Consider the following 15,204-nt stretch of genomic DNA (forward strand, 5'->3'; position numbering starts at 1 on the left):
TTTTGCGTATGGCGCAAAGGTGTTGCAGGGTGGCGCTGTCTTATCGCCGCGCCGCGGCGGCGGTAAAGTGACTCATCTTTTACTCACCCGGAGTCATTATCATGAACCAGCTGCTGCAAACCATCCAGATCGGCGACCTGACCTTCAACAACCGCATCGCCATGGCGCCCATCACCCGCGCCCGCGCCGGCGCGGATGGCGTGCCGGTCGCGCTCAACGCCGAATACTATGCGCAGCGCGCCACGGCGGGCCTGATCATCACCGAGGCCACCAATGTATCGCCGAATTCCGCCGCCTTCGAACTGGCGCCGGCCATCTACAACGATGCGCAGGTGGCGGGCTGGAAGCGCGTGACGGAGCAGGTGCACGCGGCCGGCGGCAAGATGTTCATGCAGCTGTGGCACAGTGGCCGCGTCAGCTCCTACTCGCTGCTGAACGGCCGCGAGCCGCTGTCGCCATCGGGCTACAACGACGACCTGGGCCTGCTGCAGGTCTACGGCGCGCTGCGCAACGGCTACTACACCCGCATCTACGCTTCGCCATCGCGCGCCATGACCAATGAAGAGGTCTACGCCGCCATCGCCGAATTCCGCACCGGCGCGGAGAACGCCAAGCGCGCCGGCCTGGATGGCGTGGAGATCCATGCCGCCAACGGCTATCTGCCGCAGCAGTTCCTGTCGCCGCTGGTCAATCGCCGCACCGACGAATTTGGCGGCAGCGTGGAAAACCGCGCGCGCTTCCTGCGCCTGGTGATCGAGGCGGTGCTGGCGGTGTTCCCGAAAGAGCGCATCGGCGTGCGCATTTCGCCTTACGCGGCCTATAACAACGCCACCGATCCGAACGTGGCCGAGACCTATGGCTATGTGGCGCGCATGCTGAACGAGTACGACATCGGCTACCTCCATGGCGCCGACACCAACGCCTGGGGCGGCGTGCCGGACATGCCGAAGATTCTGGACATCATCCGCTCCAACTACCAGGGCGTACTGATCGCCAACGCCGGCCTGACGCCGGAAGCGGCGCAGTCGCTGGTGGCGGACGGCAAGGCCAACATGGTCGCCTTCGGCCGCCAGTACGTGTCGAATCCGGACCTGGTGGCGCGGATTGCCGCCGGCGGCCCGTACACCGATCCCGATCCGTTCTCGTTCTACGGCGGCACGGAGCGCGGCTACACCGACTACCCGACGCTGGGCTAAGGCGATGGACCGCTGGCAGGCGATGGAAACGCTGGTCCATGTGGTCGAGGCGGGATCGTTTTCCGGGGCGGCCCGCCGCCTGAACGTGGGCCAGCCCAGCGTGTCCAAGGTGGTGGCGCAGCTGGAGTCCGACCTGGGCGTCCAGCTGCTGCTGCGTTCCAACCGCGGGCTGGCGCCGACCGAATCCGGCCTGGCCTACTACCAGGGCGCCCGCCGGGCGCTGGACGCCGCCGCCGAGGCGGACAGCAGCGCGCGCGGTGCCAGCGCCGGCATGGGCGGGCGGCTGGTGGTGTCGGCACCGGTGACCTTCGCGCGGCTGCATGTGATGCCGCACCTGCAGTGCTTTCTCGACCAGCATCCGCAACTGAAGCTGGATGTGGTGCTCGACGACCGCAATATCGATCTGCTGGAAGGCGGCGTGGATGTCGCGTTGCGTCTCGGCGCCTTGAGCGATTCGGCCATGACGGCGCGCCGCATCGGCCGCAGTCCGCGCGCCGTGATGGCGACGCCGGCTTATCTGGCGCGCCACGGCGAACCGCGCCATCCCGCGGACCTGTCGCAACATCAATCCATCATCTACAACCGCGCCGGCAGCGGCGCCGCCTGCATGTTCCAGTGCGGCGAAATGCAGGAGCCGGTGTCGCTCGACGGCCGGCTGCGCGTGTCGGCGGCGGAAGGCGTGCGCACCGCCGTGCTGGCGGACATGGGCATCGCCCTGGCGTCGGAATGGATGTTCGCGCCGGAACTGGCCAGCGGCCAGGTGCGGCGCATGCTGCGCGACTGGACGCTGCCGGCGGTGGATCTGTGGGCGGTGTTCCCCTCGGGCCGCAAGGCCAGCGCCAAGGCGCGGGCGTTTGCGGCCTTCATCGAAGACCTCCTGCTTCCCCGTTCAACTCATTAGGTGAGGGCCCGCCAGCGGCAGGTCGCACCAGCGCTTGCCGGTGGCGTCGGCCAGGGCGTTGCCCAATGCGCCGGCCATCGGTCCCTGCGCCGCCTCGGCCACGCCAAGCAGCGGCGCGCCGGGACGGTCGATCAGGATCACATCCACTTTGTCGGGCACATTCGAGTAGCGCATGATCGGGTAGCTGGCCCAGTCCACGCTGGAGATGCCTTCCGGCGTGAACTTGAGCTGCTCGTACAGCGTCCAGCTGGACGATTGCAGGATGCCGCCTTCCAGCTGGTTGCGGATGCCGTCCGGATTGACGCCCTGGCCGCAGTCCGCCACCGCCGTCACGCGCACGATGTGCACCGCGCCGGTGCTGCGCTCCACGCGCACCTCGACCGCCAGCGCCACGTAAGCCATGATGTTCTTGTACTGGCCGAAAGCAAAGCCGAAGCCATGGTCGCGGCGGCGCTTGCGCTGGTTCCAGCCGAATTCTTTCGCTGCGCGCTCGACCACCTCGCGTCCGCGCGGATCGTCCAGGTGGCGCAGGCGGAATTCCACCGGATCGGCGTGCGCGGCGATCGCCAGTTCATCCATCATGCCTTCGATGGCGAACAGGTTGATGTGCGCGCCCAGCGAGCGCATGGCCGAGGTGCGCAGCGGCGTCACCGGCAGGAAGTGATTCACCACCTTGGATTGCGGCAGCGTGTACAGCGGAATGGCGTTGCGGTCGCCGCCGCCCTCGGGCATCGGCATCGGCTGCGAAGGGCTGGGCACAAAGGCCTTGGCCAGCAGTTGCGCCGGTATCAGCTTGCCGGCGTTGCCCGGACGTTCGTTGTGCGAGCCGCTCCACAATTCATATTGCCAGTCGCAGATCTTGCCGCTGGCGTCGAGCGAGGCCGCCAGTTGCGTGCTCATGGCCGGCGCGTAGGGTTCCCACTGGTTTTCCTGGTCGCGCATCAGCTGCACGCGCACCGGGCGGCCGGGCATGGCGCGCGCCAGCAGCGCGGCGTCGGCCGCCACGTCGTCGGCGCCGTTCTGGCCATAGCAGCCGGCGCTTTCGGTGTGGATGCAGCGCACTTCGTCCATTTTCATCGACAGCATTTCGGCCAGCGCCGCGCGCAGCGGATAGACGCCCTGGGTGTGCGTCCACACGGTCATGCCGCCTTGCTCCAGCAGCGCCACCGAGCAGGAAGGGCCGATCGAGCCATGCAGCACATACTGCTTGGTGTAGCGCCGCTTGAGCGAGAACACCGCCTTGCCGGCCGGCTCGTGCTTGTCCTGGATGACGATGTCCTGCGACGGCAGCGCGCGCAGCGTGGCGTGGATGTTGGCGGGCGAGGGCAGCGCGGCGCCGCGCTGCCACCTGGCGCTGGCCGACAGCGTGCGCATGGCCTGCACCGCCTGCCATTCGTCGCCGGCGATGACGGCCAGGTAGTTGCCGTCCACGTGGACTTTCAGCACGCCGGGCATGCGCGCCACGCCGGCGGTGTCGGCCGACAGCAGGCGCGCGCCGTAGGCCGGCGGACGCACCACGCGCGCATGCACCATGCCGGGCAGGCGCATGTCCTGCACGTAGGCTGCGCCGCCGGTCAGCTTGGCGGGAATGTCCACGCGCGGCAGCGAATGGCCGATCAGGGTGTAGTCGTGCACATTCTTGAGCGGCGACTTGACCTGTGCGGCGCGGTGCAGGTCGATGCCGCGTATCGCTTCGCCGTAATGCATCTTGCGGCCGTCCGGCGCGCTCACCGTGCCGTTGCTGGTTTTGAGGGTGTTGGCATCGAGCTTGAACTGTGCCGCCGCGCCTTGCACCACCAGCGCGCGCACCTGCGCCGCCGCGTTCAGCAGGGCGGTGCCGCTGTCGGCCATGGTGTGGCTGCCGGCGGTAAAGCCTTCGTTCGGCGTCAGCGCGGTGTCGCCGGTGATGAAGTGGATGGCGGCAGGCGCCACATCCAGCTGTTCGGCGGCGACCTGCAGCAGCGCGGTGCGCACGCCGGTGCCCAGCTCCACCTTGCCGGTGAAGACGGTGACCTTGCCGTCCGGCGCGATCTTGATCCACGCGTCGAGCATCGGCGTGCGTTGCAGGCTGCCCGGCAGATCCTTGTTGGCGATGGGCGGCACGCCCATGCCGTTGAATTCAGCCAGGGCGCGGCGCGGCAGCAGCGTAAAGCCCAGCACCAGGGCGCCGGCACTCAGCATGGCGCGGCGGCGCAGGTCGATGGTATCGGCGCTCATGCCAGGCTCCCTTCGGCGACTTCCTTGATGGCGGCGATGATGCGCATGTGGGTGCCGCAACGGCAAAGGTTGGGTTCCATGTGGCTGCGGATCTGCGCTTCGCTTGGATGCGGATGCTGTTCCAGCAGCGCCTGCGCGCGCATCACCATGCCGGCGATGCAATAGCCGCACTGCGCCGCCTGGTGCTTGATGAAGGAGGCTTGCAGCTTGCCCGGCTTCTCGACGCTGCCCAGGCCTTCGATGGTGCGCACCTTGCGGCCCTCGCATGCGGCCACCGGCGTCAGGCAGCTGAATACCGGCTGGCCGTCCAGCATCACGGTGCAGGCGCCGCACTGGCCCATGCCGCAGCCGAATTTGGCGCCGTTCAGTTCCAGCTGGTTGCGCAGCGCGTACAGCAGCGGCGTGGAGGGATCGATGTCCAGTGTATGGCGGACGCCGTTGACGGTCAGGGTGCTCATTGTTGGTTCTCCTTGCGGATCTTGGCGGTGCGTTGTTCGACGTCGTTCCAGGCCGCGCGCTTGCCGATGTCGGCGCGCACGTAGGCGGCGATGCTGGCGATCTGCGCGTCGGTCAGCGACGCGGCAAACGGCGGCATGAAGGTGTGCTGGTCCGGATGGCTCCACGGCACGCCGTTCAGCACGATCTGGATCAGGTTATCCGGGCGCTCGCTGTTGACGGCGGTGCTCAGGGCCAGCGACGGCCGGCCACCGTTGGCCATCATCGGCGCGGCGGCGCCGTGGCAGCTGGCGCAGGCGCCGGCGAACAGCGTGGCGCCTTGCACCACGGCCGTTTTATCGGTGGCGGCAGCGGTCGCGGCGGGTGCCGGCCTGGCCGGTGTTTGCAGCGACATGATGTAGGTGGCGATGGCGTTGCTGTCCGCTTCCGGCACCAGCGACAGGCTGTGCGCCACGGGCCCCATCGGGCCGGCGGCCGCGCCGTGCTCCGGCGACCAGCCATGGCGCAGGTACAGCGCCAGTTGTTCGCGGGTCCACGGCTTGGGCGCCTGCAGCAGCGCGGTCAGCGCCGGCGCGTCCCAGCCGTCGATATTGCCGCCGCTGAAGGCCGGGCTGCGCTCGCCGCCGATCGGGCCCAGCGTGCTGTGACAGGAGGCGCAGTGGCCGGCGCCGTCCACCAGGTAGCGGCCGCGGTTCCATTCCGCCGTCTGGGCCGGATTGTCGGCCACCGGGCCGGGGCGCAGGTAGAGCAGGTTCCAGCCGGCCAGCATGGGGCGGAAGCGCAGCGGCAGCAGCAGGTCGTTGTCCGGCGCCGTGGCCACCACCGGGGTCCGCGTCATCAGGTAGGCGTAGGCATCCTCGATGTCGACGGTCGACATGCGGGTGTAGTGGATGTAAGGGAAGGCCGGGTACAGCAGGTGGCCGTCGCGCGACACGCCGTGCCGCAGCGCGCGCGTAAAGGCGCTCAGCGACCAGTTGCCGATGCCGGTGGCCGGATCGGGCGTGATGTTGGTGGTGTAGATGGTGCCGAACGGCGTACGCAGCGGCAGTCCGCCGGCGTAGGGCGCGCCGGCGGCGGCGGTGTGGCATACCATGCAGTCGCCCTGGGCGACGACGCGGGCGCCGCGCGCGATGGCGGCGCTGTCGAAGTCATTCGCGGCCGGCGGCTGAATGGGGGCGATAGCTGGCTGTATGACCCAGGCGGCTGCCGCTGCGGCGCCGGCCGCCAGCACAGCACCGATCCAGATCCAGTATTTCGTCTTCATGCGGGCTCCCGATAAGTTAAGTATGCACTTTGCCATCGTCGCCGGTTTTTTGTAACCGGCCGGAAGGCATGGCTACTATTCCTGCACGGCATGGCTAATCGCATTATAATTAATCGAACGATAAATTAAAAGTCGGATGCAGTATTTGCCAAATCGGAGAACTTTCATGTCCAAGCTGACGTTCAAACAGAAATTGTGGCTGCCGCTGATCTGCAGCCTGTTGTGCCTGACCGCGGTGGCGGTGGTGGACGCCTTGCAGCTGCGCGCCACCCGTTTCGAGGAACGCCAGCAGGCGCTGACCGACATGAATGACGCCGCGATGACCGTGGTGCGGCGCTACGCGGCCGAAGTCAATAACGGCAAGTCCGACCCGGCCGGCGCCCAGCGCCGCGCCATGACGACGCTCGACAGCATGCGCTATGGCCAGGACAGCTATGTGTCGCTGATCAGCACCGACGGCCGGATCCTGCAGAATCCGGGCAATCCGGCGACCAATGGCAAGAGCATGATGGATTTCCGCGACGCCGAAGGGGTCTACATTTTCCGTGAATTCGCCCGCATCGCCGCCACGCCGGCGGGCAGCGGCTTTGTGCGCTTCCTGTGGCTGCGGCCCGGCCAGCGGCAGGCCAGCCCCAAGCTGGCGCGCATCAGCACCTACAAGCCGTGGGGCTGGGTATTTCTGACGGGCGTGTATACCGATGACATCGAGGCCGACTTCCACCGCTCGCTGCTGACCTCCGCCTTCGGCCTGCTGGCGGCGGGCGCGGTGCTGCTGCTGGTGTCGGGCGCCGTCAACCGCAGCTTGAGCCGGGTGCTGGGCGGCGCGCCGGAATACGCGGTGGCGGTGGCCAACCGCATCGCCGCCAACGACCTCAGTGCGCCGGTGACGCTGCAGCCGGGCGACGACAGCAGCCTGCTGCACGCCATGCACACCATGCAGCACAACCTGGTCGACACCATCGGCGAGATACGCGGCAGCGCCGAGACCATCGCCACCGCGTCGAGCCAGATCGCGACCGGCAACCTCGATCTGTCGGCGCGCACCGAGACGCAGGCCAGCTCGCTGGAAGAGACGGCGGCATCGATGGAGCAGTTGACCGCCGCCGTGCGCCAGAATGCCGACAACGCGCAGCAGGCCAATGCGCTGGTGCAGAGCACGGCGCAGGTGGCGCAGCAGGGCGGCGTGGTGATCGGCCGCGTCATCGAGACCATGGGCGACATCAACAGCGCGTCGAGCCGGGTGGTGGACATCATCGGCGTGATCGACGGCATCGCGTTCCAGACCAATATCCTGGCGCTCAACGCGGCGGTGGAGGCGGCGCGGGCCGGCGACCAGGGACGCGGCTTCGCCGTGGTGGCCAGCGAGGTGCGCAACCTGGCGCAGCGTAGCGCCGCGGCCGCGCGCGAGGTCAAGCAGCTGATCGACAATTCGGTGGCCAGCATCGCCGCCGGCCAGACCCTGGTCGAGCAGGCCGGCAGCACCATGGAGCAGGTGGTGAGCAGCGTCTCGCGCGTGACCCAGATCATGGCGGCGATCAGCGACGCCTCGCGCGAGCAGAGCACCGGCATCGGCCATGTCAATCAGGCGATCACCGAGATGGACACGGTGACGCAGCAGAACGCTGCGCTGGTGGAGCAGGCGGCGGCCGCGGCGGGCAGCATGCAGGACCAGGCCAGCCACCTGACCGGGTGCGTCGGCGTGTTCCGCCTGGCGCAGGGCGGCGCCGCACCGCGCCGTGCCAGGCTGTCGCCGGGCTAAGTTTCCTTCCGGCAATTTAAACCTTGGTATAGGTTTGCATACGAAGGTGCAATTTCAGTAATTCCTTCCTGATTTTATAGTGAGTTCATGCTCAATCAGGGAGGCGTTATGTTTGTCCGACAGTATAAGAAGCTGCCCGCTTTTCGCACGGTGGCCGTCGAGTGGCTGATGCTGGGGTTTGTGCTGGTGCTCAGCGGCTTGTTGATCGCCTATTTCGTCTGGAATGAGCGCGGCCTGCTGATGGCGTCCAACGTCGAGCGCATGCGCCTGCAGACGCTGATCATCGACGAAAACCTCAGCCACCAGCTGGAAGGGGTGCGCAGCGCCCTCGACAGCGTGCGCGACACGCTGCGCGCCGGCGGCAACTGCGCGGTGGAATGCCGCCGCACCCTGCTGCAATCGCTCAAGCGCGCCATGCCCGGCGTGCGCGCCTTGCTGGTGGTGGACCGCAAGGGCGACATCGTCATGTCCGACGACGACCTGCGCGACAGCCGGCTGGACGACCATGACTACACCAGCCGCGTGGAGCGCATGCGCGATCCGGACACCATGTATCTGTCCCAGCCCTATGAAAACACGCCCGGCATCTTCAATATCAAGCTGTCGCTGGGCCTGACCGGCGCGGACGGCCGCAACGCCGGCGCCGTCAGCGCCATCCTCAATCCCGAATACTTCGACGCCGTCATGCGCTCCGCCCTGTACGCGCCGGACATGAACAGCGCCATCACCGAGGACAGCGGCCGCCGCATCCTGTTCGTGCCGGCCGATCCCGCCGCCATGCGCAACACCAGCGCCGCGCCGGACCCGTTCTTCGTGCGGCACCAGGCCAGCCGCCGCGCCGAGACGGTGCTGGACGGCGCCACCGCCAGCGGCGAACAACGGCTGGTGGTCCAGCGCACCATGCTGCTGCGCGGCCTGGGCCTGGACAAGACGCTGGTGGTCAGCCTGGGGCGCAACCAGGCCCTGATCGCCTCCGGCTGGCACAGCATGGCCTGGACCAGCGGCGTGGCGTGGCTGGTGTTCGGCATCACCTCCAGCGGCGCGCTGCTGCTGGTGCAGCGCCGCCGCCAGGTGCTGGACGACCTGGCCGCCGCGCGCGAGGACGAGCAGGCCGCCGCCGCGGAAAAGGTGGAGCTGGCGCTCAACGGCGCCAACCTCGGCCTGTGGGAATGGAATATGGGCGCCGACCGCACCACCGTGGACGGCCGCGCCGCCGCCATGCTGGGCTACACGCTGGAGGAGCTCAACGCCGGCGCGCTGAACTGGCGCGACATGGTCAAGCCGGACGACATGCAGGGCATCGAGGCGGCGCTGGCCGCGCACCTGGCGGACAGCTCGCGCTCCTTCGAGGCGGAGTACCGCCTGCGGCATCGCTCGGGCCACTGGATCTGGGTGCAGAGCCGGGGCAGGGTGGTGGAACGCGACGCCGACGGCAAGCCGCTGCGCATGCTGGGCACGCGCATGGACATCAGCGCGCGCAAGCTGGCGGAGGCGGAAATCGCCCACCTGGCCTTCTATGACGGCCTGACCAACCTGCCCAACCGCCGCCTGCTGCTGGACCGCCTGCACCACGCCATCGCCAAGACGGCGCGCAACAACATCCACGGCGCGGTGCTGTTCGTCGACCTGGATAACTTCAAGTCGCTCAACGACACCATGGGCCACGACATGGGCGACCGCCTGCTGGAGATGGTGGCGTTCCGCCTGACCGAGGTGACGCGCGAAACCGACACCGTGGCGCGCCTGGGCGGCGACGAATTCGTGATTCTGCTGGAAGACCTGGGCGCCGACCAGCAGCAGGCCATGGGCAACGCCGCCGCCGTCGCCGGCAAGGTGCTCGATTCGCTGAGCCGCTGCTACACGCTCGATGCGCATGAGCTGCGCAGCACGCCGAGCATCGGCGTGGTGCTGTTCGGCGCCGAGCACCACACCATCAACGACCTGCTGCGCCAGGCCGACATGGCGATGTACGAGGCCAAGGCCGCCGGCCGCGCCACCTTCCGTTTCTTCGATCCGCACATGCAGGTGGCGCTGGACGCCTCGGCCACGCTGGAGGCCGACCTGCGCTTCGCCTTGCAGCGCGACGAACTGCGGCTGTACTACCAGCCGGTGGTGGACGGCAGCGGCCGCGTCACCGGCGTCGAGGCGCTGCTGCGCTGGCAGCATCCGCAGCGCGGCCTGATCGCGCCTGGTGAATTCATCCCGCAGGCCGAGAAGTCCGGCCTGATCGTCGAACTGGGCGACTGGGTGCTGGCGGCGGCCTGCCGCCAGCTGGTGGGCTGGAGCGCCACCGCCGACAGCGCGCACCTGACCATGGCGGTCAACGTCAGCGCGCGCCAGTTCCGCCAGCCGGCCTTCGTCGACCAGGTGCTGGCGGTGCTGGAGCGCACCGGCGCCGATCCGCGCCTGCTCAAGCTGGAGCTGACCGAGAGCATGCTGCTGACCGACATGGATGACGTCATCGCAAAAATGACAACACTGAAAGCCCATGGCGTCGGCTTTGCGCTGGACGACTTCGGCACCGGCTATTCGTCGCTGAGCTATCTGAAGCTGCTGCCGATCGACCAACTGAAAATCGACCGCTCGTTCGTGCACGACATGCTGCACACGCGCCACGCGTCGAGCATTGTGCGGGCCATCATCACGCTGGCCTACAGCATGGACCTGGCGGTGGTGGCGGAAGGCGTGGAGACGCGCGAGCAGTGGTCGGCGCTGGAGGCGTTCGGCTGCAACGCCTTCCAGGGCTATCTGTTCGGACGCGCCGTTCCCCTCGACGAACTGGCTGTACTCCCCGACGGCGGTGCGTACTGTACTCCTTGCGAGCTGCTGCCCGCCGCTATGCTGGACATGTCAATCTAAGGAGCATCTGTATGGCTGAGAATAAAAAACAGGAAGGACGCATTGAACCCTATCATCACGCCGCCGCAGGCTGGGGCGCGCTGAAATATGTGGCGATCAATCTGTTCAAGGAACGCGTCAGTGGCGTGAATTACAAGTCGCTGTTCGCGCAGAACCAGCCGGACGGCTTCGATTGCCCCGGCTGCGCCTGGCCGGACCGCGAACACGCCTCCACCTTCGAATTCTGCGAGAACGGCGTCAAGGCCGTGGCGGCGGAATCGACCAGCAAGCGCGTGGCGCCGGAGTTCTTCGCCGCGCACACGGTCACGGAACTGCTGCAGCAGTCGGACTATGAGCTGGAACAGCATGGCCGCCTGACGCATCCCATGGTTTACGATCCGGCCAGCGACAGGTACGCGCCGATCGCCTGGGATGACGCGTTCAAACTGATCGCCGCAGAACTGAATGCGCTCGACGATCCGAACCAGGCCGCGTTCTACACCTCCGGCCGGGCCAGCAACGAGGCGGCCTTCCTGTACCAGCTGTTCGTGCGCGCCTACGGCACCAACAACTTCCCGGACTGCTCGAACATGTGCCACGAGGCGACCAGCCGCGGCCTGCCGGGCACCGTCGGCATCGGCAAGGGCACGGTGACGCTGGACGATTTCGAACACGCGGACACGCTGCTGATCTTCGGCCAGAATCCGGCCACCAACCACCCGCGCATGCTGGGCGAGCTGCGCGACTGCGCCAAGCGCGGCGCCACCATCGTTTCCATCAACCCGCTGCGCGAGCGCGGCCTGGAACGTTTCACCAGCCCGCAGCATCCGATGGAAATGCTGACCATGGCCAGCACGCCGATCAGCTCCATGTTCGTGCAGCCGAAGTTGAGCGGCGACCTGGCGCTGATCAAGGCCATGGCCAAGCGCCTGCTGGAACTGGACGACCGCGCGGTGTTGATCGGCATGAAGCGCCTGATCGACCTCGATTTCATCACCCAGCACACCACCGGCTTCCAGGAATTCGCGCGCGACCTGCGCGCCGAAAAATGGTCGGTGCTGCTGGAGGAATCGGGCGTGCCGCGCGCGCAGATCGACGAGCTGGTGGACATCTATGTCCGCGGCGAGCGCGTCATCGCCACCTGGGGCATGGGCCTGACGCAGCACAAGAATTCGGTGGCGACGATCCAGATGCTGTCCAACCTGATGCTCATGCGCGGCAATATCGGCCGCCAGGGCGCCGGCCTGTGCCCGGTGCGCGGCCACTCCAATGTGCAGGGCGACCGCACCATGGGCATCGAGGAGCAGCCGACGCCGGCCTTCCTCGACCGCATGCAGCAGGTGTTCGGCTTCGAGCCGCCGCGCCACCACGGCTATGACGTGGTGGCCACCATCGCCGCCATGCAGGAGGGCCGCGTCAAGGTGTTCGTGGGCCTGGGCGGCAACTTCGCGATGGCCACGCCGGATACGCCGCTGACCTTCAAGGCGCTGGAATCGTGCGCGCTGACGGTGCAGATCGCCACCAAGCTGAATCGCAGCCACCTGATCCACGGCCGCAAGGCGCTGATCCTGCCGACGCTGGGCCGCACCGAGATCGATGCGCAGAACGGCGTGCCGCAGGGCGTGACGGTGGAGGACTCGATGAGCATGGTGCACATCTCGTATGGCCTGAACAAGCCGGCCTCGCCGGAGCTGCTGTCGGAAATCGCCATCGTCTCGCGCATGGCCGAGGCCACGCTGGGCGGTGCCAATGCGCTGAAATGGAAGGCCTACCGCGACGATTACGCCGTCATCCGCGACGATATCGAAAAAGTGTTCGACGATTTCTACGACTACAACGCGCGCGTGGCCAAGCCGGGCGGCTTCCACCTCAAGGTGGCGTCGCGCGAGCGCGAATGGGCGACCGCCAGCGGCAAGGCGCAATTCGTGCCGCACCAGATCGAGCTCGATACGCCGATCCGCCGCGCCCGCGCCAGGTACGGCAAGAAGCTGATGGTGATGATGACCACGCGCTCGCATGACCAGTACAACACCACCATCTACGCGCTGGACGACCGTTATCGCGGCGTGTTCGGCATGCGCCGGGTGATCTTCATCAACCAGGCCGACATCGACATGCTGGGCATGAAGGCCGGCGACTGGGTCGACGTGGAAAGCGTGTGGGAAGACGGCGTGGAGCGCCGCGCCGACGGCTTCATGCTGGTGGCCTACGATATTCCGCGCGGCTGCATCGGCGCCTACTACCCGGAGACCAATCCGCTGGTGCCGCTGACCAGCGTGGCCGACGGCGCCGGCACGCCGACCTCCAAATCGATACCGGTCCTGTTGACCCCAGCGGCGGCATCATGATCATCCGTCCACCAACCAACTGGTTGCGGATGCTGTTCATCTGGGATGGCTCCGTACTCAAGACCATCGTTCCGCAACTGCTGATCATTCTCGCGATCAGCGTGGTGGCGGTTGTCACCGGCGGCCATGTGCTGGGCGCCAAGATCCCGCTCGATACGGTGCCGTTCCCGCTGGTCGGCGTCAGCCTGGCGATCTTCCTGGCGTTTCGCAACAACGCCGCCTACGCGCGCTACGTGGAGGCGCGCCAGATCTGGGGCCGCATCCTGATCGCGGCGCGCGCCCTGACCTCGCAGGTGGTCAACTACCTGCCGCGGGATGGCGACGGCTTCGAACGCAAGCTGTTCGTGCAGCGCCTGATCGCCTTCGTCTACGCGCTGACCCACCAGCTGCGCCATACCGACCCTTCCGCCGACCTGGCGCGCTATCTGTCCGAGGAGGAGCGCAAGGAGTTGGGCAGCATGCACTACATTCCGGTGGCGCTGCTGGACCGCATCCGCCTGATGCTGGCGCGCGCCGGCCGCAAGCGCGGCGAGGGCGAGCCGCTGCTGTGGTTACTGGATAACCAGGTCAGCGAGCTGGCGGCCGCCGTCGGCGGCTGCGAGCGGATCTCGAATACGCCGATTCCGTTCGCCTACGGCGTGCTGGTGCACCGCACCGTCTACCTGTACTGCTTCATGCTGCCGTTCGGACTGGTGGCGGACCTGGGCATGGCCACGCCGCTGGTGTGCGTGTTTGTCGCCTACACGCTGTTTGCGCTGGAAGCCATCGCGCAGGAGATCTCGGAGCCGTTCGGCACCGATCCCAATTGCCTGGCGCTCAACGCCATGACGCGCAACATCGAACGCTCGCTGCTGGAGCAGTGCGGCGAAGAGGTGCCGGACCAACTCGAACCCTGCGAGCGCTATAACATCTCATAAAAGGAAACCACACCATGCTTACCTGTGCTGTGATCACAGTCAGTAACTCCCGAACCTCCGCCGACGATGACGCCGGCGATTTGTTGGCCGCCAATCTGGAACAGGGCGGCCATCGCGTTTTGCGGCGCGAGATTGTGTTCGACGATATCTACCAGCTGCGCCGCGCCTTCAGCGAATGCATCGCCGATCCCCAGATCGATGTGGTGGTCAGCAGCGGCGGCACCGGCTTTGCGCGGCATAACTCGGTGCCGGAAGCGGTGGAAGTGTTGTTCGATCAGCCGATTCCCGGCTTCGGCGAGCTGTTTCGCCAGCTGTCGTTCAACCAGATTGGTGCGGCGGCGATCCAGTCGCGCTGCGTGGCGGGCATCGCCAACGACACGCTGATCTTTTGCCTGCCAGGGTCGCCAGGCGCTTGCGCGCTGGCCTGGGATAACATCTTAAGGGCGCAGCTGGATCACCGCACCCGTCCTTGCAACTTTGCCTGCCGTACCTGACTTTTCCCGCCACAGCGGCAGCGCCGCTGCCGGCATCGGCCTGGCGATCAGGTAGCCCTGTCCCAGGTCGCATCCCAGCTTGCGCAGCAGCTCGCGGTCCTGCGGCGTTTCGATGCCCTCGGCCACCGTGGTGACGCCCATTTCCGCCGCGGCGGCGATGGCGTGGCGCAGCATCGGCTGCATGTGCGGGCGCCGGCTGGCGCCATGCACCAGGCGGCGGTCCAGCTTCAGTTCCGTGAATGGAAAGCGCGACAGCTGCAGCATCGAGGCGTAGCCGGCGCCGTAGTCGTCAAGCGCCAGGCCGAAGCCGTGCATGCGCAGCTTGATGAGAATGCGCAGCGCCGTCGCCAGGTCGGCGATTTCTTCATGCTCGATGATTTCGAAGGTGATGGCGCGCGGTGGCACGCCGGCGTCGTTGACCGCCTGGATCAGCTGTTCCGCCAGATGCGGGTCGGCCAGCGACAGCGGCGACAGGTTGATCGAGATCGGCAGCACCAGGCCGCCGGCGTGCCAGCGGCGCCAGTCGTCCAGCGCCATGCGCACCACTTCCACGGTCAGCACGTCGACCAGGTTGGCCGCTTCCGCCTGCGGCAGGAAGCAGGCCGGCGCCAGCAGGCCATGCTGCGGATGGCGCCAGCGTATCAGCGCTTCGGCGCCGCGCAGGGAGCCGTCGTGCAGCGAAGTCTTGGGCTGGTAGTACAGTTCGAACTGGCGGTTTTGCAGCGCGTTCAGCACCTCGCCGGCGTCCGGGCGGGGAGCGTTGACGCCGCAGCGCGGCCGCATGGCGGCAGCGGCCGCGGCGCGCGCCAGCGCC

General features: G+C 67.3%; 11 protein-coding genes. 7 read left to right on the top strand and 4 right to left on the bottom strand.

The window, feature by feature from the left end; translation table 11 throughout:
- Positions 1–101: 101 nt before the first annotated feature.
- The gene (locus GJ695_RS18785; protein WP_154367375.1) at positions 102–1,196 is read left to right on the top strand and encodes an alkene reductase; all 1,095 of its coding nucleotides are present in this window, start codon (positions 102–104) and stop codon (positions 1,194–1,196) included.
- A gap of 4 nt (positions 1,197–1,200) precedes the next feature.
- The gene (locus tag GJ695_RS18790; RefSeq protein WP_154367377.1) at positions 1,201–2,097 is read left to right on the top strand and encodes a LysR family transcriptional regulator; all 897 of its coding nucleotides are present in this window, start codon (positions 1,201–1,203) and stop codon (positions 2,095–2,097) included.
- Here GJ695_RS18790 and GJ695_RS18795 read toward each other — a convergent pair.
- From GJ695_RS18795 to GJ695_RS18805, 3 genes are read right to left on the bottom strand one after another with little or no spacing between them, the layout of a single operon-like run.
- Positions 2,086–4,314 carry a xanthine dehydrogenase family protein molybdopterin-binding subunit gene (locus GJ695_RS18795; RefSeq protein WP_154367379.1) on the bottom strand — a complete coding sequence of 743 codons (2,229 nt, stop codon included), beginning with the start codon at positions 4,312–4,314 and terminating at the stop codon, positions 2,086–2,088. The genes GJ695_RS18790 and GJ695_RS18795 overlap by 12 nt on opposite strands.
- On the bottom strand, positions 4,311–4,772 hold the full coding sequence (locus GJ695_RS18800) for a (2Fe-2S)-binding protein (RefSeq protein ID WP_154367381.1): 462 nt from the start codon (positions 4,770–4,772) through the stop codon (positions 4,311–4,313). Before GJ695_RS18800 ends, GJ695_RS18795 begins: the two co-directional genes overlap by 4 nt.
- Positions 4,769–6,034 (bottom strand): c-type cytochrome, encoded by a 1,266-nt coding sequence (locus GJ695_RS18805; protein ID WP_154367383.1) that lies wholly within the window; start codon positions 6,032–6,034, stop codon positions 4,769–4,771. Before GJ695_RS18805 ends, GJ695_RS18800 begins: the two co-directional genes overlap by 4 nt.
- A 166-nt stretch (positions 6,035–6,200) precedes the next feature.
- Here GJ695_RS18805 and GJ695_RS30505 point away from each other — a divergent pair, with 166 nt between their 5' ends.
- From GJ695_RS30505 to GJ695_RS18830, 5 genes are all read left to right on the top strand, one after another.
- On the top strand, positions 6,201–7,793 hold the full coding sequence (locus GJ695_RS30505; RefSeq protein ID WP_154367385.1) for a methyl-accepting chemotaxis protein: 1,593 nt from the start codon (positions 6,201–6,203) through the stop codon (positions 7,791–7,793).
- 108 nt (positions 7,794–7,901) lie between these two features.
- A complete protein-coding gene (locus GJ695_RS18815) occupies positions 7,902–10,652 on the top strand; it encodes a bifunctional diguanylate cyclase/phosphodiesterase (protein ID WP_166455141.1) in 2,751 nt (916 codons plus the stop codon).
- Between the two features lie 11 nt (positions 10,653–10,663).
- Positions 10,664–12,979 carry an FdhF/YdeP family oxidoreductase gene (locus GJ695_RS18820; RefSeq protein WP_154367389.1) on the top strand — a complete coding sequence of 772 codons (2,316 nt, stop codon included), beginning with the start codon at positions 10,664–10,666 and terminating at the stop codon, positions 12,977–12,979.
- Positions 12,976–13,896 (top strand): bestrophin family protein, encoded by a 921-nt coding sequence (locus GJ695_RS18825; protein ID WP_154367391.1) that lies wholly within the window; start codon positions 12,976–12,978, stop codon positions 13,894–13,896. The genes GJ695_RS18820 and GJ695_RS18825 overlap by 4 nt, the downstream gene beginning before the upstream one ends.
- Positions 13,897–13,910: 14 nt before the next feature.
- Complete coding sequence (locus GJ695_RS18830; RefSeq protein ID WP_154367393.1) at positions 13,911–14,390, top strand: molybdenum cofactor synthesis domain-containing protein; 480 nt, start codon at positions 13,911–13,913, stop codon at positions 14,388–14,390.
- Here the strand turns inward: GJ695_RS18830 and GJ695_RS18835 are convergent.
- The coding region (locus GJ695_RS18835; protein ID WP_154367395.1) for an EAL domain-containing protein at positions 14,334–15,204 on the bottom strand (871 nt) is incomplete at its 5' end. The two genes, GJ695_RS18830 and GJ695_RS18835, sit on opposite strands and share 57 nt — an antisense overlap.

This window comes from Duganella alba, from assembly GCF_009674495.1.
GTDB lineage: Bacteria > Pseudomonadota > Gammaproteobacteria > Burkholderiales > Burkholderiaceae_D > Rugamonas > Rugamonas alba.